The organism is Bradyrhizobium sp. CIR18, from assembly GCF_014198295.1.
In the GTDB taxonomy this organism is placed as follows: Bacteria; Pseudomonadota; Alphaproteobacteria; order Rhizobiales; family Xanthobacteraceae; genus Bradyrhizobium.
The window spans coordinates 18,326-39,898 of sequence record NZ_JACIHF010000018.1 but is presented as its reverse complement, the minus strand read 5'-3'; the positions used below and the strand labels follow the sequence as shown (position 1 = coordinate 39,898).

Here is a 21,573-nt window from a genome sequence, read left to right as displayed (position 1 = left end):
ATGGTCCTCCGCGTTCGGAGCTAAGCCCTGTTCCGCGATCGCAAACCTCGAACGAATTCCTCCATATAGGGAAGGACTTCAAACAGCAGGACTGCGAATAAGAATGCAGCCACGTAGGTCCAGGGTAATGGCTCTCGCTTCAAGACGAGTTCGTAGCGTGCGGGCTCAGACCCCATCCCCCAGAGGCTAAGGAATTGCGGCCAGTTCAAGATAATCACGATGACCATCGCCATGAGGGGCATCAGTTCAAGAAAACTATGGACCTGCTGTTCGATGGGCGTGATGAGCCGCTTATGGCTAGCGAATGTTGTGTCCCAGAGGGCTGTCAGCTGATGCGCAACAAAGCCCGCGATCATAGTCGCGATAATAAGAGCGTTAATCTCCAAAAAAATCGCCGCCAGCATCGGTATCGCCAGCTCGATCAACATCAATAGATGAAGCAGAGTTTCCTTATAACCGCTCGTTATCTCAATCCGAGAAGCGCGATGGCAAAGGTAATCAGCAAAGCCGGCCAATAGCCAAAGGGGCAGCACAAAGTACAGCAATATGGTTTCGGCTGCTGCGAAATGAGACATTCGGCAAGCGCTCTCCTCTCTACAGGCTGCCTGGAGTGCGGAGGGGTTATGACCTGTCCTCATTTCGCAACTCCTGGTTCGCCAACTGGAAGAATTCTTCCTCCCTGCCTTCGGGTTTGCCGTTCCGCTCCCATATTTCATAGGTGCGCTTCTCGATTTTCTTTTCGGTCGGTTGGGCCACCACGACCTCCTTCAACTCTGTAGGGGATCGTGGGGTTGTCGGCTAATCGCGACCTCTTCAACAGTTCGCGCCAGCGATGGCTGGGCCGTCTGCTGCCGAAGCTCCATATTTTTCACTCGTCGGGGCGAATCCCCCTCCGCTGATAAGCACGACAAGTCCGCGAGGTTCCTTCGCTGAATGAACGCGGCGGGCGCGGCTTGCGTTCCTCGCTTCTCACTTCCCAGTGCACGGTCAGGAAATGATCTGCAGCGATCCCGTGCTCTTATTTCCTGCCTGTCGCGCTCCGGTCTCGAAACGGCGTAGCGCGCGTTCACTTGCTGGATGAGGTCGAGCCGGGGCGTTGTTCGGAGTCGTGGTGGTGGTCTGATGTCCGACATCGCGTCCATTGTAGAAGACTGCCGCGACGACCGCTATGACGAAGATGGCGCCGACCATCCAGCCACTGCGCTGTTCTGCCGTGACCGAACGATGGTGTGGTCGTTCTGATCCATGCTGTTCTCCCGTGACTGCCTCGAAAACATGTCGCCGGGAGAGATGTTCCTAACTCGGCTTGCTCGGTCGCGGCACAACATCTACCGATCGAAGACGCATCGGTTGGCCTCCCGGCGGGCGACAGGATCGTCGACGATGCATCGGATGCCTGGCGTCGGCGGGCGACCATAACGCCGACACCAATGCCGCGGCCAGGGACCGGAGCGGTGCCGCGATGGCGATGTCCCGCAGTTGCTGGGGAAATGAGCGCTGTGGCTGCCTTCGCAGGTGCTCCATGCCGCGGGGTTTCCGCTCTCCGGGCGCCGGTTGCTGCCGAGGGGTTACCAACGCTGGGATCATCAGAAGGGCCGGATGCTTCGGTCATTGCGGACGCGTCTTTCAGGTCCATGGGAAACCTCGTGTGGCAGGTTCGAAGCAACCGTTCGCTGCCCGTGCGGTTCCTCGATCGGCTTGCAACAACAGAAGCGCGAAAATAACCCCATGCACAGTAACCCACAATGGAATCAATGGATTAGCGGCCGATCGCGACGTACTTCTGTTTTTTCGAATCCAGCTTGACGCGTCGGGCAAAATACTCCTAGACAGACATCATCCCGAAACGGTACGTCCTGAATTGCTAGCCGCAACCAGGATTGCTGAACGCGGGCGCCGCCCCGCACCTGTGTGCATTGGAACAGATGAACGGCTGACGGCCAACGTGGCCCCCGACGCATAGCTCGAGAGCGGGTTGGGCAGCAGCACATAGGCCGCCGCGAGCTCGGAGGGCTTTCCGGCGCGCTGCGTCGGCACCTGCTTGCCGAAATTTTTGACGGAGTCCTCCGGCACGGTCGCCGGAATGAGGGGGCCAGATCGGCTCGGGAGCGGCTCCGGAGTTTGCGCCGGTGACGGAAGCGACGGCAAGCGTTCCTGACCCGCAGTCAGACCTCTTCGTCCAAGCGCCATATGTCGGCGCTAGGACCGACCGAGCGTGTGCACGATCGGTCGAAGCTCGCCGCTCTCGTCTAGATCGAGCGTCGCAAGCGTGATCGGAAGCTTGAAGCGTCGCGGCCCGGCGCCCCCGGGATTGAGATAAAGAACCTCGTCAACCGTCCTGACGCTCCCCGGTGCGAATGACCGCAAATCACGGCAGCGGTGCCCTCAGGCGCAGGTTTGCTCCCGAGCCCGTTCAGATCATGCAGGATGTAGAAGTCGTACCGGCCGAGGCGCACAGTCTCCGTATCCCGATAGTCCCGCGCCCAATGGCCGGTATCGACATTCCCCCGAATCGCAGTGACAGGCGCAATCGTGCGCAGCCCTTCGAGCACCTACCCGGCACCGATATCGCGGGCATGAATGATATGCGCGACTCCGTTAAGGCAAGGCGCCACTTCTGGCCGTAGGAGCCCGTGCGTGTCCGAGATCACCCCAATTCTGATCACAGCGCTCTCATGACGTCCCGCCGCGTTCCCGCGCTTAGGAACCACGGCAGCTTGCTCGCAGTTGGCGTCGTAGCGAATGCGCCCAGCTTGACCGGAACACCGAAGCGACGCAACGCCGCGATGATCGACAAAAGCTGATGGCAAGGTGATCGAACGCGGAGGACGATATATGTTCGAAGACCTTCGCGCGATCGCCCAGCCCGGAGCGATGATTGCCATAGTCCTTGTCTTGCTGCTGATGGCCGTGGCTGACGGGGCAATCTTCATCGCAGCCAGGGGCTGGCCCTTCTGACTTGTGAGACCAGCCGCCTCGCTGCAATAGGAACCTTCATAGGATTGACCGGTTCGCCCTGCAACAGGAGAGCACGGCGAACATCGATGCCCGTCCGGATACGAACGGCTCTGGTGCCATTTACGACGTTGCCGCTGGCCGCATGTGCCGGCCGCCAGTCCGTGCTCGATCCGCAGGGACTTCAATCTGACGAGATCCTCCACACCCTCTTCATCTTCCTGATCGTGGCGGCCGTCGTCTGGATCGCCGTGGTGATCGTGCTTTGCGTGAGCATGCTGCGCCGGAAGCGCGGGGCTGACCAACCCCTCGCACTGGACGCGCCCTTTGAGCAAACGACCGGCCGCGTCGTCTTTGCCTTGGGGCTCGCAACCCTCGTCATCGTGCTCGGGCTCTCGATCGTCAGCTATGCCGGTCAGCGCACCGTCTTCGCCAAGGACGAGCACGCTCTCACCCTCAAGATTATAGGCCATCAATGGTGGTGGGAAGTCCGATACGAGGACGACAGCCCCGACAAGAGCTTCGTCACCGCGAACGAGGTCCGCATTCCGACCGGGCAACCGGTGAAGGTCGAGCTTGAATCCGCCGATGTGATCCACAGCTTCTGGGTCCCGAGCCTGACCGGAAAGATGGATCTGATCACCGGGCAGAAGAACGAGCTTCAATTCACGGCGAAAAATGCCGGCGTCTATCGCGGCCAATGCGCCGAATTTTGCGGCCTTCAGCACGCGCACATGGCCTTCGCCGTGCTCGCGCTATCGCCGGACGAATTCGGCCGCTGGCGCGATCACGAAAACCAGAGCGCAAGCAGCCCGACCGACCCGCTCGGCAAGCAGGGCGAGCAGCTGTTCCGCGGAAGAGGCTGTGCGCTCTGCCATACCGTCCGCGGGACGCTTGCCGGCGGGCAGCTCGGCCCCGACCTCACTCACGTCGGAAACCGAACAACGCTTGCAGCCGGAACGCTGCCGATGTCATCGGCAACCCTCGCCGCCTGGATCGCCGATCCCCAGCACATCAAACCCGGCAACATGATGCCGAGGATGCCGCTGCAATCGGATGAGCTCATCGCGATCCTTCACTATCTGGAGCAGCTCAAGTGAGCATGGTGGCCGAGCAACGCGAGCTGCGCGATGACGCTCTGAATGGTCTCCAGCTTTCGACCCGGCTCGAGGGCATCTGGCGCACACCTTCCGGCTTTTTCGGCGCACTGATGTCGGTGGACCACAAGGTCGTGGGGCGCCGCTACATCGTCACGGCATTCGCGTTCCTGCTGCTCGGAGGACTTCTCGCGGTGCTCATGCGCGTTCAGCTCGCCCGACCCGAGAACACGTTCCTGTCGGCGGACAAGTACAACCAGATCTTCACGATGCACGGCTCGACGATGATGTTCCTGTTCGCCGTGCCTATCATGGAGGCCTTCGCCGTCTATCTCGTCCCGCTGATGGTCGGAACGCGAAACCTTGCTTTCCCGCGCCTGAATGCCTTCAGCTACTGGATGTTCCTGTTCGGAGGCTGCTTCCTCTGGATCTCCTTTGCGGTGAACGTCGGCCCTGATGTCGGCTGGTTTGCCTATGTTCCGCTGGCATCGCTGCAGTACACGCCGACGAAGCGCCCAGATGTCTGGGCGCAGATGATCACCTTCACCGAGGTCGCCGCGCTCGCGGTTTCCGTCGAGATCGTCGTGACCGTGTTCAAGCAGCGTGCGCCCGGCATGACGCTCGACCGTATCCCCCTCTTCGTCTGGGCGATACTGGTTACGGCGCTCCTCGTAATGTTCGCGATGCCGTCAATCATGGTCGCATCGACGTCGCTGATCCTGGACCGCCTCGTCAACACGCGCTTTTACGATTCGTCTTCGGGCGGGCATCCCCTGCTCTGGCAGCATCTGTTCTGGTTCTTCGGCCACCCCGAGGTCTACATCATCTTCATTCCCGGTACGGGCATGGTCTCGGCGATCCTCGCCACATTCGCGCGCCGGCCGGTGGTGGGCTACCCGGTCATCATCCTTTCGCTGATCGCGACGGGCTTTTTGTCGTTCGGCCTGTGGGTCCACCACATGTTCGTAACCGGTCTGCCCCAACTCGGCGCCGGCCTGTTCACGGCGTCCAGCATGCTGATCGCGGTGCCAAGCGGTCTACAGATATTTTGTTGGCTGGCAACGCTCTGGGATGGCCGCCCGGTCTACCGCACCCCGCTCCTGTTCGTGATCGGCTTTATCGTCATTTTCGTGCTTGGCGGACTGTCCGGCGTGATGGTCGCGTCGGTCCCGATCGACACCCAGGTGCATGACACCTATTTCGTCGTCGCCCACTTCCATTACGTCCTGATCGGCGGCGCCGTATTCCCGCTCATTGGCGCGGTCTACTATTGGTTTCCCAAGATCACCGGCCGGATGCTGAGCGAGTGGCTCGGCCGCTGGAACTTCTGGCTCGCCTTTGTCGGCTTCAATGTCGCGTTCTTCCCGATGCACATTCTCGGGTTGATCGGGATGCCGCGCCGCGTCTACACCTACACCGCCGACATGGATTGGGCGCACCTCAACCTGCTGTCCAGCGGCGGAGCCGCTATTTTTGCGCTCAGCTTTGCGCTGCTGCTCGTCAATGTGATCCTCAGTCTGCGCAGCGGCACGCTGGCGGGCGATAATCCCTGGGATGCCTCCACCCTGGAGTGGGCGACGTCCTCACCGCCGCCGCCGCAGAATTTCGACCGCATTCCCGTGGTCAAGCACCGCGATCCGCTCTGGCTCGACAACGCGAGCCTGGCTGTCGTTGCCGGCCTCAGCGTCGAGCGGCGAGAGGTGCTCCTGACATCGCTGGCCGAAGCGGAGCCGCAGATCCGGGAGGCGTCTCCCGAGCCGAGCATCTGGCCGCTCCTGACGGCCATCGCGACAACGGTGTTCTTCATCGGCTCGATCTTTACGCCTTGGGCAGTGCTGTGGGGCACGCCGCCGATGGCTGTCGCCTTGATCGGCTGGTTCTGGCCGGCCGGCAGCAAGGAGGACGAAGAGTGAGACAAACAATCGTCTGCAATGTCGCCGAGCTGCCTACCTATGGCTACGGTCCGCGCAGCGGCCCCTGGTGGGGCGCCATCGGCTTCATGGCGCTGGAGGGGATGGGATTTGCCATCGCGATCGGCGCCTACCTCTATCTCTATGCCGTCAATCCGAACTGGCCGATTGGCGCAGCGCCTCCCGATCTTTGGCCCGGCACGGCCGAGACCATCATCTATCTCCTGAGCATCATTCCGAACGAGATGACCAATCGCGTCGCTCATCGGCAGGACCTTGCGAAAGTACGCCCAGGCCTCATCGTGATGGCGCTGATCGGAATTGCCCTGCTCGTCCTGCGCGGCTTCGAATTCGCTCATCTCAACACGCGCTGGGACAACTCGGCCTACGGATCGATCGTCTGGTTGATCCTGGGACTGCACACGACCCACCTTGCCACCGACGTCGGCGACACGATCGTGCTGGCAGTGCTGATGTTCACCCGGCACGCCAAGCCGCGCCGGTTCAGCGACGTCACCGATAACGTGTTCTACTGGAATTTTGTCGTGCTGGCCTGGCTGCCACTCTACGTCCTGCTCGACTGGGTGCCGCGCCTATGACCGCCGCCGAAAGACATACCAGACTGCTTTATTGGTCCGGTGTCGCCCTGGGGCCGCTAGCCTGGGGCATCAACCTGCAAGGCGTCTATGCGCTCGCCCATTTCTCGTGCGAGACGACGAAGCTTACCGGCACGATCATGAGCACGGTCCTGGTCGTTGTCGCCCTCGCGGGCACAGTGATATCGGCACGCGCGGTCCGGCGCGGCGCGGGGGCTCAGTGGACCGATGCCCAAGGCGGCGGCCCCCGGACGTTCATGGCGTGGCTCGGCGTCGGCTCCGGCGTGCTGTTTGCGCTGGTGATCCTAAACCAGCTTGCGGCATCGCTCATGATCAGCCCATGCCTGCGCTGAGCCTGTTGGCGTTCCTGCTTGGCCTCATGGCAACGCCTGCAATGGCGCACGGCATCGCGGACGTCGACACGGGCTCGCTCTGGAGCTCCGATCCCTGGCTACTGGCGCCGCTTTATGTCGTCGGCATCGGCTTCTATGTCGGCACGCAGCGGCTGTGGCGCCATGCCGGCGGCGGCCGCGGTGTCAGCTTCCGTCAGGTCGGCGCATTCTGGACTGGATGGCTGGTGGTCGCGCTCACGCTGACATCGCCGCTGCATTGGCTCGGGGAGCGCCTGTTCACGGCGCACATGATTGAGCACGAGCTGCTCATGGTGGTCGGCGCGCCGCTGATAGCCTACGCCCGGATCAACGGGCCGATAATGTGGAGCCTGCCCGCCTCGCTGCGTCCCGCTGCGGGCCGTCTCTTGTGTTGGTCGACTCTGGCGCGGCCATGGGCCGTCATCAGCCATCCTGTCAGCGCGACCGCCCTGCATGGTTTGGCGCTCTGGGCTTGGCACGCGCCGCCTCTCTATGCGTGGGCACTCGAAAACACCGCCATCCACCGCCTCCAGCACATCAGCTTCTTTGCGACCGCGCTGTTGTTCTGGTGGGTGCTTTTCCATGGCCGCGGCGTCGGACGCAGCCTGCGGCTGCGGGACGGGATCGCGATCGCTTGCCTGTTCGTCACCGTCCTGCATTCCGGCGTGCTCGGAGCACTGCTGACGCTGTCGACACGCATTTGGGTTCCGGGACAAGGCGCACTCGCCAGCGAATTCGGTTTGTCTCCCCTGGAAGATCAGCAGCTCGCGGGCATTTTGATGTGGGTGCCCATGGGTATGCTCTACACCGGCGCAGCGCTGTTCTTCGCCTATCGTTGGCTCATCACGATTCCTGCGCACTGCCACATTCCAGCGGCTCGGCATGCCGGCTGAATGACCTTAGACCCACGGCGAACATAGGAACCGCGGCTGTAATGCAACGTTCGCCAGCTGACTCTCGACCATCCCGTGGAGGCCATATGGGCATACGAACCGTCCGAGCGACTGTTATCATCGCGGCCGCTCTTGCGATGCTGCAAGGCGCGACAGCGCAAGATCAGCCGCGCCCGGGAATGTCATGTCCGGTCGACCATGATCAGCTGGCGGACATCCTGAAGAAAAGCGTCAAGCCCAGCGGCGGCCCCAGCAATGGCGGCCTCGACAACAACGAGTGGGCTGCCGTGGTGAACCGGCAGGGAGTGGTTTGCGCCGTCGCCTACAGCGGCAGCAAGGTCGACGACCAATGGCTCGGCAGCCGCGCCATCGCCGCCGAGAAGGCCAACACGGCAAATGCGTTCAGCCTGAAAAACAAGGCGATGGCCACTGCCAATCTCTACGCGGGCGCCCAACCCGGCGGCTTCCTGTTCGGCGCGGCGCTCAGCAATCCGCCGTCTCCGGAAGTTATCTATGCGGGCACGCCAGAGGAGTTCGGCACGGCAAAAGATCCGATGGTCGGCAAGCCCGTTGGCGGCGTGATCGTGTTCGGCGGCGGGCTCGCACTCTATGACGGCAACGGCATTGCCGGCGCGCTCGGCGTCAGCGGCGACAGCTCTTGTGCGGATCACAATGTCGCCTGGCGCGTGCGACACTTCCTCGGCCTCGATCACGTGCCGGCCGGCGTCAGCCCCAACATGAAGGACGCGATCATCTACGACATCGGGCCTGACGGCAAAAGCCCGTCGGGCTTCGGTCATCCCAAGTGCAACGGCAAGGAAGACCAGATCGCCGTCGATCTCGGTGCCGGCGTCTCGGGAAATGTCGTGAGATAGCGACACTCCGCAGAGCTTAGGAACCAAGCGGAAGCCAAACGTTTGTACGTTCGCAAACCGGCCTGGGCAAGGCCTCGTCGATGCCGTGGAGATCTTCACTTATGTTAGGTTTCGGCCTCAGGCGATTGCTGTGGGGAGTACTGAGTACGCTCTGCGCAGGCCTCGCATTGTTATCGCCTAGCTTTGCCCAGACCGATCTGGCCAGTCGCATGAAGGATCCCGATCAGTGGCCGATGGCTGCGCGCGACTACGCCAACACCCGTTACAGCGAGCTCGATCAGATCAACGCAGGCAATGCCTCACGCCTGCAGCTCGCTTGGACGTTCTCGATCGGGGCGGATCGCGGTCAGGAGGCCGCCCCCCTTGTGGTCGACGGGACCATGTATGTGGTCGGCCCCTATGCCGGCCCCTACCCGAACCGTGTGTTCGCGCTGGACGCAACAACGGGCGAGTTGAAATGGTCTTATGCGCCGAAGCCGGAGCCTGCTGCGGCGGGCGTTGCCTGTTGCGACGTCGTGAATCGCGGGCTTGCCTTCGACAACGGCAAGATCTTCCTCAATACGCTCGACAATCATTCCGTCGCACTCGATGCCAAAACGGGGAAGGAGCTTTGGCACACGAAGCTCGGCGAGATCAACAAGGGCGAGACCATCACGATGGCGCCCGTCATCGTCAAGGGCAAGGTTCTCATCGGCAACAGCGGCGGAGAGATGGGCGTGCGCGGCTGGGTTACCGCGCTCGACGAGAACACCGGAGCCATCGCCTGGCGCGCCTACGCCACGGGTCCCGACAAGGACGTCTTGATCGGCGACGACTTCAAGCCGTTCTACGACAACCTCAAGGGCAAGGATCTCGGCGTCAATAGCTGGCCTGCCGACCGCTGGCAGGTGGGCGGCGGCACCATGTGGGGATGGATCTCCTACGATCCCGACCTCAACCTGATCTACTACGGCACCGCAAATCCCAGTCCATGGAATGCGAACCAGCGAAGCGGCGACAATCTCTGGAGCACGACCATTTTCGCGCGCGATCCCGACAATGGCCATGCCAAATGGGCGTATCAGGTCAACCCGCACGATCTGTTCGATCATGACGAGATCAACGAGAACGTATTGGTCGACCTCGAGCTGAATGGTCAGCCGCGCAAGGTGCTGATTCATCCTGGCCGCAACGGCTACATGTACGTCATGGACCGCGCCACCGGCGAAGTGATCTCGGCGGACGCCTATGAATTCGTGAACGCCTACAAGGGCGTTGACTTCAAGACCGGCAAGATCATCCCGAATGAGGAGAAGACTCCCCTGGTCGGCAAGACGGTCGAGAACATCTGCCCGAGCGCGCCGGGCGCCAAGGATTGGCAGCCGTCAGCGTGGTCACCGCGCACCAAGCTTCTGTACGTTCCACATCAGCATCTCTGCATGAACTTCAAGGCGTCGCAGGTCGGTTATATCGCCGGCACGCCCTATGTCGGTGCCGATGTCGACATGTATGCCGGCCCGGGCGGCCATCGCGGCGAGTTCATGGCGTGGGATCCGGTCGCGCGCAAGAAGGTCTGGGAAATTCACGAAAAGCTGCCGGTCTGGAGTGGCGCGCTGGTGACTGCAGGCGACGTCGCCTTCTACGGAACGATGGACCGCCTGTTTAAGGCAGTGGACGCCAAAAAGGGCAACGTGCTCTGGCAGTTCCGCGCAGGCTCCGGGTTCGTCGGACAACCAATCTCCTATCGCGGCTCGGATGGGCAGCAATACATCGCAATCCTCTCAGGTGTCGGCGGCTGGCCCGGCGTGGTGGCGAATGTAGAGGTCGATCAGCGCGTACGCAATGGTGCGCTCGGTTTCACCGGTGCGATGCAGGATCTTCCGTTCTACACCACGGGCGGCAGCGAGCTCCTGGTGTTCAAGCTCGGCGGCGCCAGTGGTCAGGACAACAGCCATGCACCTCCGCAGTGATTGCGCCGCCCTTACTCTTGCACTTGCGCTTGCCGGCCTGACCGGAATCGCGTTCCCCGCATTCGCCGCGCCGAATGGCACGCTTCGTGTCTGCGCCGATCCAAACAATCTGCCATTTTCCAACAACACGGAAGCCGGCTTCGAGAACAAGCTTGCCTCCATGGTGGCCGAGGCGCTGGGACGCTCGGTGTCCTTCACCTGGTGGGCACAGCGTCGGGGCTTCATCCGCAACACGCTCAAGACGGAAAAATGCGACGTCGTGATAGGGGTGCCTTCCGGCTACGAACTCGTGGAGACCACAAAACCCTATTATCGCTCCACCTACGTCTTCGTCAGCCGCCAGGACGCGCATCTCGATCTGTCTTCGCTGCTCGACCCGCGCCTGCATCGTCTGGTGATCGGCGTTCATCTCGTAGGCGATGAGGGCAACAATCCACCGCCGGCGCAGGCGCTCGGCGAGCTGGGCATCGTCGACAATGTTCGCGGCTATTCGATCTATGGAGATTATCGTCAGGCCAATCCGCCTGCACGCCTGATCGAGGCGGTCGCGCGCGGCGAGATCGACGTCGCCGCGGCCTGGGGTCCGCTCGCCGGATACTTTTCCGGGCACTCCAGGGTGCCGCTGACGGTTACGCCGATCCAGGACGGCGAGCGTTTTGCGCCTCAGCAGTTTGAGTTCGCCATCTCGATGGGGGTACGCAAAGGAGACCGCGCGCTCCGCGATCAACTGAATGCTTACATCGACGAGCATCGGTCCGAGATTGCCGCACTGTTACGGAGCTACGGCGTGCCTATGGTCGACGTGCCGGTCGCAGCCTCCGGAGGACGTCAATGATGTCTGCGCCGCGCACGAGCGCCCTGTCCCTCCTGCTTGCGGCCTTCCTGAACGGCCCAGCTCTCGCCCAGCAAACCCTGCCACAATCTCAGGAGGCGCAGACGCCGATGTTGGCGCCGCGCCCGAATTTCGGCGGCAGCGTCGGCAATGGCCGACCGGGCGTGTTCATGCAGGTGCCCGTGACCACTCTTTTGCCGGGTGCGCAGCCGGATCCGCCTATGATCAAGAACCCGGTGCAGGGTGACCCCAATGCCGAGCAACGCGGGATGACCTATTTCGTCAATTTCAATTGCGTCGGCTGCCACGCGCCGAATGGCGGCGGCGGCATGGGCCCGGCTCTGAGCAACAACCTCTTCACCTACGGCTCGCAGCCCGAGAACATCTACCTGTCGATCTATCAGGGGCGCCCCAATGGCATGCCGGCCTGGGGCGGGGTGCTGCCGGACAGCGTGATCTGGGATCTCGTCACCTATATCGGCAAGATCAGCAACGAGCCCAGCCGGCAATGGGGTCGGACCTTCTCGGCCAATCCGCTGTCGCCTGAGGTCGAGCAAGTCCCGAGCGAGCAAGTCTCGACGACCGATCCGTGGTCCGCCACGAAGACCTTCAATTTCGGCCAAAAACCCTGATTAGAAAAGGGAGCAGCCGATGGTGAGTCCGACGACTCGATTACTCATCGCTTCGCTGCTGGCCGTGACCGCTGCGGCCTGCGAGGCAGGCAGGGCCACCGGCCCCGACAATTTCATGGGCGATGCGCGCCGTGGCACCGAGCTCGTCAAACAATATCACTGCGGCAGCTGCCACGACATTCCCGGCATCGCAGGTGCCGACGGCAATGTCGGCCCGCCGCTGCAGCGGATCGGCACGCGGAGCTACATCGCCGGCTACATCCAGAATTCGCCGGACAACATGGCCGACTGGATCGAAGATCCGCAGCGGGCGTTGCCGGGCAACGCCATGCCCAGAATGGGCATCCCGCAGAAGGACGCACGCGACATTGCCGCGTTTCTCTATACGCTGAAGTAAACCACATGAATTCCATCCACCGTTCGGCAAGATTGCTTCGCGACGCCGATACTGGCCACCACCGTTGTCATTGTGGCGATCATCGGATTGGCACTCATCGGCGGCGGCGCTTGGCTCGCGACGCTTGGCGGCTCCGTCTACTATCTCGTTGCCGGCATCACGCTCCTCCTCACGAGCTGGCTGCTCGCGCGCAGGGGCGTTCTGGGTCTATGCCGCGCTGCTGCTCGGCACCTTGGCGTGGGCGGTCTGGAAGCCGGGCTGGATTTCTGGTCGCTCGCGCTCGCGGCGACGTGCTTGCACCATTGGGCGTCTGGCTGCTGTTGCCGTTCATCGCGGGCCGCCTGATACCGCAGATGCGGACCGCGCGATGGGCGCTCGGCCTGGTGCTGATCGTGGCCGCTGGCGTGCTCGCTTTCTCCCTGGCGCGCGATCGTCACGACCTTGCCGACACCATCGCGGACGCCGGCGCCGTTGCCTCCTCCGAAGCAGCCCCGCCCACCGCCGGCGAGGACCGGACGGGTTATGGCGGCAGCGGTTTCAGCGCGCGCTATTCCGCGCTCGCCAGATAACTATAGCCAATGTAAAGCATCTCAAGCCTCGCCTGGGAGTTCCGCACAGGCGATCACAAGGGTCCTGATGATCCCGACGAGATCACCAGCGAGGCAACGCCGCTCAAGATCGGTGATCTGCTCTACACCTGCTCGCCGCACCAGATCGTGTTCGAGCTCGATGCGGCGACCGGCCAGTTGCGCTGGAAGTTCGATCCACAGGTCCAGCACAACAAGGCCTTCCAGCACATGACCTGCCGCGGCGTGTCCTATCACGCCACGAAGCCGGGCGCCGTGACGGCCGACGGCGCGACGGCGCCAGGCGATTGTCCGGAGCGCATCTTCGTGCCGACCAATGACGGCCGGATCTTTGCGCTGGATGCCCAAAGTGGCTCGCCTTGTGCCAGCTTCGGCGATCATGGGCAGATCGACCTCAAGGAAGGTAGCGAGGTCCAGACGTTCGGCTTCTACGAGGGTACCTCGCCGCCCGTCGTGACCGACAAGGTACTGATCGTCGGTGGTGCCGTCATCGATAATTATTCCGACAAGGTCCCGTCAGGCGTGATCCGCAGCTTCGACATCTATTCGGGGCGGCTGATCTGGGCCTTCGACGCCAGCAACCCGATCCGAACGGTGAGCTCGCCGTGAAATGGTGTGACGCCGACGGCATCTCGGCGGTCGATGAAAATCTCGGGCTCGTCTATGTCCCGCCCGGCTCGAGCTCTCCAGATATCTGGGGCGGTGGCCGTTCGCCTGACAAGGAGCACTACGATTCAGCGCTGATCGCACTCGACATCACGACCGGGAAGCTGCGCTGGTCATTCCAGAACGTGCATCACGATGTCTGGGACATGGACATGCCCTCGCAGCCGAGCCGGGTCGATCTCCGTTCGAATGGGCGGCACCACGCCCGCGATCTTTATCCCGGCAAAAGCCGGCGACGGGCGGCCAATCGACGCCGATGACGTATGAGGCAGGCGGCAAGCAATATGTCGTGACGGTCGATGGCGGGCACGGCTCGTTCGGCACCAAGCTCGGCGCCTACGTGCGGGCCTACTCGCTGCCATGATGCCCGTCGGTACGATGCGTGGATGCTCGGCGACGTCTTATCCCGCTCTGCCGGCGCGGACGAGCAACTGCCAAGGCTACGATGGCCGCACACGCTGCTATTCCAAGCACAGCTAGCCCTGCGCTGATGACCCCAGCCGGCGGAAGCTGCTTCCGCGCCAGCCAACCCCCATCGACCGACGTGCCCGGCGGAGACGCCTCGATCATGCTTCCCTCGCTAATCGGAGCCCGGCGCGCGCGCGACAAGAGAAACCGGAACGCGCCTCCGAGCAAATCCTCGGTCAGCTTCGGCGCCACGGCGTAGGCCATCTGACCGGCACGGGCCGGCCACCCGACGGCCATTTCATCGCGCGGCGCGCGAACCAGGCTCAAAAAGGTCTGGGCGACGTCTTCGGACTGGTACAACAATGGGCCCGGTTCGAGCCTCTCCCCGGACATGTTGGCGCCGTGGACGAATCCCGGCGTATCCACCATCGCCGGGAACACACCGCAGACATGGATGTGAGGATGTGCCCCGAGCTCCTGCCGCAGGCTTGCCGTGAATCCCCGCAGGCCGAACTTGCTTGCTGTATAGGCCGCAGCGAACGGTGTCGGCGCCCATCCTCCAAGCGAGATATTGTTGATCAGGACGCCTCGCTTCTGGCGCAGGAAGATCGGAAGGACTGCGAAGGCGCCGTGCATCGCTCCCAGCAGATTGACCTCAACAGTCCGGCGATGAAGTGCAAGATCGGCGTCCTGGTAGGCGCCGAACACACCCGTGCCGGCATTGTTGATCCAGACGTCGATCCCGCCGAAGGCGTCCTCCGCCTGCCTGGCCAGTCGCTGCACCGCCTCGGCATCGCTGACGTCGGTCGGGACTTCCAGGGCGCGGCCTCCCAGCGCCTCGCACTCCGCCGCTAGGCCACTCAGGACCTCGCCGCGCCGCGCGGCGAGCGCAACGCTCGCCCCTTCCCGCGCAAATGCCAGCGCCGCAGCCCGGCCTATTCCGCTGGATGCCCCCGTAATGACCACGCGCGTGCCTGCCATTGACCGGGTTGGCGATCGCGAAGTGCTCCTAGGAAGCAGCCATCGCAGTGACCGGCGGAGACGCTGTGCGCCGCCGGTTTCGAACCAGTCGCCGTGGGCAAAAATGACCCGCTCGGGCGCAAGGCCCACGAGCCGCTCTGCCGCGGCTTGGACGGAACGGCCGCCCAGGCGCAACAACATCCGCAAATAGATCGGTGCAATCCCGTCCGGCTTGGCGATGCCAAGCAGGCTTGCGGCGGCCTGATTCGAGCGAGGAAGATGATGAGGATCAAGATTTTGCACGAGATCCGTCAGGACCAATGTGCGGCTCCGTTTGTCGAATATCTCCACCTCGGAAAATATCGGGGCCTGCAACGAGACGGTCTCAAGCTCGACCGCCCACTCTTCAGGGGTGGTTTCGCCGAGCTCGCGATCAATGCGAAGGCCGGCCTCGCTTGCCTGCTTCCGCGCCGAAATTCCGCGCGCCGCGAAGGTCCGTGCTTGCGGCAACTCTCTCTGCCAAGCAAGCAAAAACGTCCAATGCGCAACGTTCGGCGCCATCAAATATTCGATCGAACCCAGACGTTCCAGCTCATCGCGCAGAGCTCGCGAATATCGCACCGGCGAGTGCAGGATAAGGTCGCCGTTCGACAACCGGATGACCGTCATGCGAACAGGCAGGCGCAAGCCCGCTGCACTGATGGGTGCATCGTCGGCGATCCAGATGTCGTCCGTAGCCCTCGTCAGGGTAGCAGTCAGTGGGGCGGCATCAACTTCGTGCATGAGCGTCTTCCGGTGGAGACCTTGCTCAAATCCCCGGGTAGAACGCTCGTTCCTCTCACCTATACCTCCGCGCGACGGAGGCTTCGGACAAAGCCCTGGAACCGGCCTGCCTGAGGTCGTCAAAAGACGTCTGTCCTCTTGTCGCCGCTTCCAGAAGCTTCGAGGCCACGTGAGTCCGGGCACCAATCTCGCGACAGAAGATGGTTTTGCAAACTTCCTCGAGCACGGCGCGCAAAAGCGCCGTCGGATCGGTGTCGAACATCCGCCTCCAGCTGAAGACCCAAGACTAAGGCAACGGGGACGGCGGGAGATTCAACATTGTTAAAGATCGAGCGACCCGTAGATAAATTTTCGCGCGGTTTGCAGCGGCCTCCTAGTGTGATCTCCTTTCCGTGGGAACATTGAAGATCGTCGAAGGTCGACTTGTATCCGCCGATGCATACGCATGGATCTATAGACAGTATCACAGGTTATTGCCTGCCCTTTTCCATTTGAGTCAGAGTTGGTGGAGGCGCGGGCGATCGGAAGACCAATGCAGACTGGATTTGCTTTTTCCAGGCTCGCCGATCACCTGGCGAGTCTCGGTGACGTGACCGCCGACGATCTCGATCTGCTGGCAGAGATGCCGAGCACGATCGCGCACCTCAATTCACATCAGGCGATCCTGCGCCACGGCGACGACAGCCATCAATGCTGCGTGCTGCTCCAGGGTTATCTGTCCTGGCAGGATGCCCAGCGAGCAAACGGGCAGATCACATCGATCTCTGTGCCCGGCGACATCGCTGACCTCCAGACACTCTACCGGCCCCGCGTCAACGGCAACCTCATTGCGCTCGGCCCCGCCGTTGTCGCGCTCGTGCCACATCGCTTCTTCCGCGAGCTATCAGCTCGCTCGCCTGCATTGTCGCGTACCCTGCTGCTGATGCTGCTTCGTGACCACGCCATACAGCGCAACTGGACCATCAACCTCGGCAGCCGGGATGCGTTGACACGAGTGGCCCACCTGCTCTGCGAGATCACCACGCGACTGCAAAATGTCGGGCTCGCCAAGGATTTGCGGTTGTCTTCGCCCTTCACCCAATCCGACCTCGCCGCCGCCTGCAGCATCTCTCCCGTCCACGCCAACCGCACCATCCAGGCGCTACGGCAGGGCAACCTGTTGCAATGGCAGGGCAAGACTCTGGTGATCTCGGACTGGCCCGGGCTGGTTCGGCTGGCGGGCTTCGAGCCCAACTATCTTGGCGTCCGGCCGCGCGATCAAAGCGCGCGGCCAGCCCAACTGGAATCGGATAAAGCGGCCGTCGTGCCGGCCTAACGGTATTTATGCGACCCTTTGCTTGCAATTCGCACGCGCCCGCAATGCTTCGGCCACCTCAGAGATGACAGCGCCCCAGTCGCCAGCCGCCTTTTGACGAAACAACCGCAAGCTCGGATACCAAAGTGAGCGGCACCCTGAGGATGGCCACCGCCAGTCACAGTCGGCGTGCAGCAGCACCCAGGCCTCGCATCCGAGTGCGCCCGCGAGATGTGCGACCATGGTATCCACGCAAATGGCCAGATCGAGCTGGCAAAGAAGATGGCCGAGGGTCGGGATGTCCGGCGTACTGATGTCGCACGCGCCGATCCGGATGAGATCTTCAGCCGGCGCATCCCTCTGAAGCGAGTGAAGCGCTACGCTAGGGACAGCGAGATGTCGCAGCATTGCGGGCGGAATCGCCCGTCGCTTGTCCCATTGGCCAACTTCCCAGACCAGGCCGACGGCAAAAATTTCGCCGTCGACTGAAACCGGCGTGCTCCTCGCTGGCAGAGTCAAATATGGCGCGGGCATCGCGACTTGCTCTCGCCCTACCTTGAGAGCGTGCGGTACCTCCATAATCTCTATATCCACCTCGAAATCTGTTTCGGGCGTCCCCTCTTGGAGCACAAGTGCGCGATCGACGCCTGTCGTGCGCTCCACCAGCGGTAAGAGTCCGGCCTGACACCAGACCGTGACGCTGCGCGCCAAGTCGCGGAGAGGCTGCATGAAGCGCAGAAACTGGAGGGTGTCGCCGAGCCCGTGGTAGCACCGCACCAGCACGTGCCTGTCCGTGAGCGGCTCGCCACGCCAGATCCGCTGGAGATGACGCGGGCCAGTGTGCTTTGGCGGATATGCCAGCACTGCCAGATCGCGGTCGTTGATGGCCCAGGCGCGCGCGAAATCGCCCGCGCGCATCGCCTCCACCCAGTCGTTCGCCATCGCCGGCGATCCGGCTAGCGGCGGACGAATTTGTGGAAACGGCTCAGCTTGCCGTCCCTGGTCCGGTCCTGGTGCAGCAAGGCAATATCAGCCTGATCGAATCTCTCGAAGAGTTCGTCCCAGCCGATACGGTCGAGGCCCTCATCCGGCGGATCGAAATCGATACGCAGGATGCCGGCATGCCCGTCCTCCTCGGTTGCCTTGACCGTCGCCGGCTGGCCACCGCGCTCATCCACCCATTTGCGCATCGCAGCGTGGTCGGTGGTCTGCTGGGCTTCGCTGCTCTGGGTTTTGGACGTCATGCGGCACCTCGCCTGTTGGTAGGTCCGGCAATGTCACGGGATCGCATCGAACCATCTGCCGTGAAACGCGGGTCGGCAAGATTTGTTCTTTACGGCGCGACACGGCTGATGCGAGACGACCTGCATCATCTTCTTCATCTTCATCCAAGATGATCTTCGTTCCTTTCATGCAGCCCCGGATTCTATCCCAGGTTAAGCCCGGTGCATTTTCTTGCCCGGAATCGATCCGCGCGCAGGCATAGCGGCTTGGACGCAGGAACGAACATACCTTCCGGCACGTTCGCCGACCTACTTACGCTGACACCACGCGCCGGAGGTTTTCGTCCATGCACTCCCGTCTTCAGGACAGGCGGCGCGTACGCGTCGGTATCGTCGGCGTCGGCAACTGCGCAAGCTCCTTCGTCCAGGGTCTCACCTACTATCGGAACGCCAATTCGAACGAGCCTGTGCCCGGCCTGATGAACGTCGACCTCGGCGGGTACCACATCAACGATATCCAGATCGCATCGGCCTTCGACGTCAACGCCAGCAAGGTCGGGCGCGACGTCGCCGATGCCATCTTTGCCAAGCCAAACAACACGCATCGCTTCGCTGATGTCGATCAGACTGGCGTGGTTGTTCAACGTGGCCCGGTGATGGACGGCATCGGTCATTATCTCGAAGATGACGTTCCGGTCGCTGACGTGCCGGAGGCCGATGTTTCGGAAGTCCTGGCGATGTCGCGCACCGACGTTCTGGTGTCCTACCTGCCCGTCGGCTCACAACGCGCAAGCGAATGGTATGCGGCACGCGCGATCGAAGCCGGCTGCGGTTACGTCAATTGCATCCCTGTCTTCATCGCCTCAAATCCGGACTGGCGGCGGCGGTTCGACGATGCCGGCCTTCCGATCATCGGCGACGACATCAAGAGCCAGGTCGGCGCGACTATCCTGCACCGCGTGCTTGCCAATTTGTTTCGCGACCGCGGCGTGCGGCTAGACCGCACATATCAGCTTAATGTCGGCGGCAACACCGATTTCAAGAATATGCTGGAACGCGAGCGGCTGACTTCGAAGAAGATATCCAAGACCCAGGCGGTCACCAGCCAGTTCGACGTCCCGATGGATCCCGACAACATTCACGTCGGGCCGAGCGACCACGTACCCTGGCTGACCGATCGCAAGCTCGCCTTCATCCGGCTCGAAGGCACGACGTTCGGCGGCGTGCCGCTGAGCGCCGAGGTCAAGCTCGAAGTGTGGGACTCACCGAACTCGGCGGGCGTCGTGATCGACGCGGTCCGCTGCGCAAAACTCGCCATGGACCGCGGCCAGGGCGGCGCCCTGACCGGCCCTTCGAGCTATTTCATGAAATCGCCGCCGCAGCAGTTCACCGACGAAGAGGCTGGACGGCGGACGCGCGCCTTCATCGACGACAAGGCGTACAGCTAATGGTCGGGATCATCCATCTTGTCCGCCATGGTCACCACGCCCTGCTCGGCCACACGTTGTGCGGCCGGATGAACGGCGTCACACTTGATGACATCGGTTGCGAGGAAGTCGCGCGTTGTGCGACCAACGTCAGTCCGCAGCCTGCCTTGATCCAGTCGAGCCCGCAGCGGCGCTGCACGCAATCGGCCTCCATTCTTGCGGCCCACTTCGGATCGGCGATCGAGATCGTTCCCGCGCTCGACGAGCTCGACTATGGCGAATGGACCGGACGATCGTTCGAGGAACTCGGCAGGGATCCGCGATGGTCACGCTGGAACAGGCGGCGCGGCAGCACCCGCCCACCCGGAGGCGAGAGCATGCGGTCGCTCCAGAATCGCGTCGTCGGCCATTTGGAGCAACTGCGCAACGATAATTCGACTGGCGCCGTCATCGCCGTCAGTCATGCCGAGCCGATCCGTGCGGCGCTGCTGCATTACGCACGCAGGCGTCTTGACGACTTCCTGTCGATCGAGATCGATCCATCCAGCATCAGCACTCTCAGCGCTGACAGAGGCGGGTTCAGGATTACCGGGATCAACCAGCGGGTGCCGGCGTGAAGATCGTCATTTTTGGACTGACGATCTCGTCCTCCTGGGGCAACGGCCACGCCACACTCTGGCGCGGCCTCTGCAAGCATCTGACGCGTCTCGGCCACATCGTCGTCTTCTACGAGCGCGACGTGCCCTATTATGCCGATGCCCGGGACTTCAATGAATTGCCCGGTGGGCAGCTGCGGCTTTTTTCGAATTGGGAGGAGACCCGCTCCCTCGCCCGCAATGACATCGCGGATGCCGATGTTGCGATCGTGACGTCCTACTGTCCCGACGCAATTGCGGCGACCGACCTGATCATCTCCGAAGGGCGCGCCTTACCCGTCTTCTATGATCTGGATACCCCGATCACGCTGGCGCGGCTCATGGCGGGAGAATCCGTTCCCTACATGGGTCCGCGAGGTCTACGCGACTTCGCGCTTGTCCTCAGCTTCACCGGCGGACCGCGCGTCGTCCAGGAGTTTCGCGACCGACTTGGGGCCCACGACATACGTCCCCTGTACGGCCACGTCGATAGCGATATTCACCGCCCAGTGCCGTCCGAGCCGCACTATCGCGCGGATCTGTCCTATCTCGGCACCTACTCCGAAGACCGCCAACACGGGCTCGAGGCGCTATTCGTCGAACCGGCGCGAGCGCGGCAAGACCTGCGCTTCCTGATTGGTGGAGCACAATATCCTGACGACTTTCCGTGGTCGCCCAACATCTACTTCGTGCGGCATCTGCCGCCATCGGAGCATGCGCCTTTCTTTGCGTCCTCACGCATGACCCTCAACGTCACGCGCAAAGCCATGGCGGAGATGGGCTGGTGCCCCTCCGGCCGTCTGTTCGAGGCGGCGGCCTGCGGCGTCCCGCTCCTGAGCGATGATTGGCCAGGCATCGTAGAGTTCTTCACGCCCGGCAGGGAGATCCTGATCGCCCGCGATGCACAGGACACTTTGGCTGCGTTGGCGCTGTCGAGCCCCGACCTCCAGTCCATCGCCAAGCGCGCCTATGAGCGGACGATGGATCAGCACACATCCGACAAACGGGCGCGCGAGCTGGTGGCGCTGCTCGAGCAGGCGGTATCCAGCGGCGCGCGTTACCAGCAATCCGAGGAGGCCTGAC

General features: G+C 62.5%; 23 protein-coding genes and 2 pseudogenes. 18 read left to right on the top strand and 7 right to left on the bottom strand.

Annotated features, from left to right (window positions below; genetic code table 11):
• Positions 1–20: 20 nt before the first annotated feature.
• The 4 genes and pseudogenes from GGD65_RS34820 to GGD65_RS40550 all read right to left on the bottom strand — a co-directional run bounded on the left by GGD65_RS34820 (position 21) and on the right by GGD65_RS40550 (position 2,666).
• On the bottom strand, positions 21–575 hold the full coding sequence (locus GGD65_RS34820) for a hypothetical protein (protein WP_020508791.1): 555 nt from the start codon (positions 573–575) through the stop codon (positions 21–23).
• A 46-nt stretch (positions 576–621) separates the two neighbouring features.
• Positions 622–756, bottom strand: coding sequence for a DUF2934 domain-containing protein (locus tag GGD65_RS34815; RefSeq protein ID WP_183238167.1), 135 nt, complete (start codon positions 754–756; stop codon positions 622–624).
• A gap of 1,176 nt (positions 757–1,932) precedes the next feature.
• A pseudogene (locus GGD65_RS40555) lies at positions 1,933–2,119 on the bottom strand (NAD(P)-dependent oxidoreductase); the annotation flags it as partial.
• 80 nt (positions 2,120–2,199) lie between these two features.
• Positions 2,200–2,666: pseudogene (locus tag GGD65_RS40550) on the bottom strand (metallophosphoesterase family protein).
• 169 nt (positions 2,667–2,835) lie between these two features.
• Between GGD65_RS40550 and GGD65_RS40895 the strand changes: the two are divergent.
• The 14 genes from GGD65_RS40895 (at position 2,836) to GGD65_RS40535 (ending at position 14,020) form a co-directional block, all read left to right on the top strand.
• Entirely contained in the window at positions 2,836–2,958 is a 123-nt protein-coding gene (locus GGD65_RS40895; RefSeq protein WP_018322011.1) for a hypothetical protein, read from the top strand.
• Positions 2,959–3,071: 113 nt separating this feature from the next.
• Positions 3,072–4,055: a cytochrome c oxidase subunit II gene (gene coxB / locus GGD65_RS34805; protein WP_245283345.1), complete on the top strand. Its 984-nt coding sequence runs from the start codon at positions 3,072–3,074 to the stop codon at positions 4,053–4,055.
• A gap of 2 nt (positions 4,056–4,057) precedes the next feature.
• On the top strand, positions 4,058–5,965 hold the full coding sequence (ctaD, locus tag GGD65_RS34800) for a cytochrome c oxidase subunit I (RefSeq protein ID WP_183238213.1): 1,908 nt from the start codon (positions 4,058–4,060) through the stop codon (positions 5,963–5,965).
• The gene (locus GGD65_RS34795) at positions 5,962–6,561 is read left to right on the top strand and encodes a cytochrome c oxidase subunit 3 (RefSeq protein ID WP_018322014.1); all 600 of its coding nucleotides are present in this window, start codon (positions 5,962–5,964) and stop codon (positions 6,559–6,561) included. The genes ctaD and GGD65_RS34795 overlap by 4 nt, the downstream gene beginning before the upstream one ends.
• Complete coding sequence (locus tag GGD65_RS34790) at positions 6,558–6,911, top strand: hypothetical protein (protein WP_018322015.1); 354 nt, start codon at positions 6,558–6,560, stop codon at positions 6,909–6,911. The genes GGD65_RS34795 and GGD65_RS34790 overlap by 4 nt, the downstream gene beginning before the upstream one ends.
• Positions 6,899–7,822 (top strand): cytochrome c oxidase assembly protein, encoded by a 924-nt coding sequence (locus GGD65_RS34785; protein ID WP_018322016.1) that lies wholly within the window; start codon positions 6,899–6,901, stop codon positions 7,820–7,822. The genes GGD65_RS34790 and GGD65_RS34785 overlap by 13 nt, the downstream gene beginning before the upstream one ends.
• A gap of 86 nt (positions 7,823–7,908) precedes the next feature.
• Complete coding sequence (locus GGD65_RS34780) at positions 7,909–8,697, top strand: heme-binding protein (protein ID WP_246783515.1); 789 nt, start codon at positions 7,909–7,911, stop codon at positions 8,695–8,697.
• A 101-nt stretch (positions 8,698–8,798) separates the two neighbouring features.
• Complete coding sequence (locus tag GGD65_RS34775; protein WP_183238166.1) at positions 8,799–10,646, top strand: methanol/ethanol family PQQ-dependent dehydrogenase; 1,848 nt, start codon at positions 8,799–8,801, stop codon at positions 10,644–10,646.
• Complete coding sequence (locus tag GGD65_RS34770) at positions 10,630–11,481, top strand: substrate-binding domain-containing protein (RefSeq protein ID WP_018322019.1); 852 nt, start codon at positions 10,630–10,632, stop codon at positions 11,479–11,481. Before GGD65_RS34775 ends, GGD65_RS34770 begins: the two co-directional genes overlap by 17 nt.
• On the top strand, positions 11,481–12,110 hold the full coding sequence (locus GGD65_RS34765; RefSeq protein WP_183238211.1) for a cytochrome c: 630 nt from the start codon (positions 11,481–11,483) through the stop codon (positions 12,108–12,110). Before GGD65_RS34770 ends, GGD65_RS34765 begins: the two co-directional genes overlap by 1 nt.
• A 19-nt stretch (positions 12,111–12,129) precedes the next feature.
• On the top strand, positions 12,130–12,507 hold the full coding sequence (locus tag GGD65_RS34760; RefSeq protein ID WP_183238165.1) for a cytochrome c family protein: 378 nt from the start codon (positions 12,130–12,132) through the stop codon (positions 12,505–12,507).
• 290 nt (positions 12,508–12,797) lie between these two features.
• The gene (locus tag GGD65_RS40545; RefSeq protein ID WP_246783513.1) at positions 12,798–13,076 is read left to right on the top strand and encodes a hypothetical protein; all 279 of its coding nucleotides are present in this window, start codon (positions 12,798–12,800) and stop codon (positions 13,074–13,076) included.
• An 18-nt stretch (positions 13,077–13,094) separates the two neighbouring features.
• Positions 13,095–13,703 carry a PQQ-binding-like beta-propeller repeat protein gene (locus GGD65_RS40540; RefSeq protein ID WP_312017766.1) on the top strand — a complete coding sequence of 203 codons (609 nt, stop codon included), beginning with the start codon at positions 13,095–13,097 and terminating at the stop codon, positions 13,701–13,703.
• A complete protein-coding gene (locus GGD65_RS40535; protein ID WP_026202666.1) occupies positions 13,700–14,020 on the top strand; it encodes a PQQ-binding-like beta-propeller repeat protein in 321 nt (106 codons plus the stop codon). Before GGD65_RS40540 ends, GGD65_RS40535 begins: the two co-directional genes overlap by 4 nt.
• Before the next feature lie 88 nt (positions 14,021–14,108).
• Here the strand turns inward: GGD65_RS40535 and GGD65_RS34750 are convergent, their stop codons facing one another.
• Positions 14,109–15,911 (bottom strand): SDR family oxidoreductase, encoded by a 1,803-nt coding sequence (locus tag GGD65_RS34750; protein ID WP_183238164.1) that lies wholly within the window; start codon positions 15,909–15,911, stop codon positions 14,109–14,111.
• A gap of 532 nt (positions 15,912–16,443) precedes the next feature.
• On the opposite strand from GGD65_RS34750, the gene GGD65_RS34745 reads away from it, so the two are divergent.
• Positions 16,444–17,226, top strand: a complete 783-nt coding sequence (locus GGD65_RS34745) for a Crp/Fnr family transcriptional regulator (RefSeq protein WP_018322023.1) — start codon at positions 16,444–16,446, stop codon at positions 17,224–17,226.
• Between the two features lie 6 nt (positions 17,227–17,232).
• On the opposite strand, the gene GGD65_RS34740 is transcribed toward GGD65_RS34745, so the two are convergent.
• Positions 17,233–18,147, bottom strand: a complete 915-nt coding sequence (locus tag GGD65_RS34740) for a hypothetical protein (protein ID WP_183238163.1) — start codon at positions 18,145–18,147, stop codon at positions 17,233–17,235.
• Between the two features lie 14 nt (positions 18,148–18,161).
• Entirely contained in the window at positions 18,162–18,449 is a 288-nt protein-coding gene (locus GGD65_RS34735) for a hypothetical protein (protein ID WP_183238162.1), read from the bottom strand.
• A gap of 326 nt (positions 18,450–18,775) precedes the next feature.
• Between GGD65_RS34735 and GGD65_RS34730 the strand changes: the two genes are divergently transcribed.
• From GGD65_RS34730 to GGD65_RS34720, 3 genes are read left to right on the top strand one after another with little or no spacing between them, the layout of a single operon-like run.
• Positions 18,776–19,876, top strand: a complete 1,101-nt coding sequence (locus GGD65_RS34730; protein ID WP_018322027.1) for an inositol-3-phosphate synthase — start codon at positions 18,776–18,778, stop codon at positions 19,874–19,876.
• Positions 19,876–20,472 (top strand): histidine phosphatase family protein, encoded by a 597-nt coding sequence (locus GGD65_RS34725; protein ID WP_018322028.1) that lies wholly within the window; start codon positions 19,876–19,878, stop codon positions 20,470–20,472. The genes GGD65_RS34730 and GGD65_RS34725 overlap by 1 nt, the downstream gene beginning before the upstream one ends.
• Complete coding sequence (locus GGD65_RS34720) at positions 20,469–21,572, top strand: glycosyltransferase (protein WP_183238161.1); 1,104 nt, start codon at positions 20,469–20,471, stop codon at positions 21,570–21,572. Before GGD65_RS34725 ends, GGD65_RS34720 begins: the two co-directional genes overlap by 4 nt.
• Position 21,573 lies beyond the last annotated feature (1 nt).

Excerpts from the sequence above, each read along its gene's own strand:
- GGD65_RS34730 (WP_018322027.1), top strand. The coding sequence starts at position 18,776 with ATGCACTCCCGTCTTCAGGACAGGCGGCGCGTACGCGTCGGTATCGTC.
- GGD65_RS34735 (WP_183238162.1), bottom strand. The coding sequence starts at position 18,449 with ATGACGTCCAAAACCCAGAGCAGCGAAGCCCAGCAGACCACCGACCAC.
- GGD65_RS34760 (WP_183238165.1), top strand. The coding sequence starts at position 12,130 with ATGGTGAGTCCGACGACTCGATTACTCATCGCTTCGCTGCTGGCCGTG.
- GGD65_RS40895 (WP_018322011.1), top strand. The coding sequence starts at position 2,836 with ATGTTCGAAGACCTTCGCGCGATCGCCCAGCCCGGAGCGATGATTGCC.
- GGD65_RS34790 (WP_018322015.1), top strand. The coding sequence starts at position 6,558 with ATGACCGCCGCCGAAAGACATACCAGACTGCTTTATTGGTCCGGTGTC.
- GGD65_RS34780 (WP_246783515.1), top strand. The coding sequence starts at position 7,909 with ATGGGCATACGAACCGTCCGAGCGACTGTTATCATCGCGGCCGCTCTT.
- GGD65_RS34770 (WP_018322019.1), top strand. The coding sequence starts at position 10,630 with ATGCACCTCCGCAGTGATTGCGCCGCCCTTACTCTTGCACTTGCGCTT.
- ctaD (WP_183238213.1), top strand. The coding sequence starts at position 4,058 with ATGGTGGCCGAGCAACGCGAGCTGCGCGATGACGCTCTGAATGGTCTC.
- GGD65_RS34750 (WP_183238164.1), bottom strand. The coding sequence starts at position 15,911 with ATGCACGAAGTTGATGCCGCCCCACTGACTGCTACCCTGACGAGGGCT.
- GGD65_RS34820 (WP_020508791.1), bottom strand. The coding sequence starts at position 575 with ATGTCTCATTTCGCAGCAGCCGAAACCATATTGCTGTACTTTGTGCTG.
- GGD65_RS34740 (WP_183238163.1), bottom strand. The coding sequence starts at position 18,147 with ATGGCGAACGACTGGGTGGAGGCGATGCGCGCGGGCGATTTCGCGCGC.
- GGD65_RS34785 (WP_018322016.1), top strand. The coding sequence starts at position 6,899 with ATGCCTGCGCTGAGCCTGTTGGCGTTCCTGCTTGGCCTCATGGCAACG.
- GGD65_RS34775 (WP_183238166.1), top strand. The coding sequence starts at position 8,799 with ATGTTAGGTTTCGGCCTCAGGCGATTGCTGTGGGGAGTACTGAGTACG.
- GGD65_RS34725 (WP_018322028.1), top strand. The coding sequence starts at position 19,876 with ATGGTCGGGATCATCCATCTTGTCCGCCATGGTCACCACGCCCTGCTC.
- GGD65_RS34745 (WP_018322023.1), top strand. The coding sequence starts at position 16,444 with ATGCAGACTGGATTTGCTTTTTCCAGGCTCGCCGATCACCTGGCGAGT.
- GGD65_RS34765 (WP_183238211.1), top strand. The coding sequence starts at position 11,481 with ATGTCTGCGCCGCGCACGAGCGCCCTGTCCCTCCTGCTTGCGGCCTTC.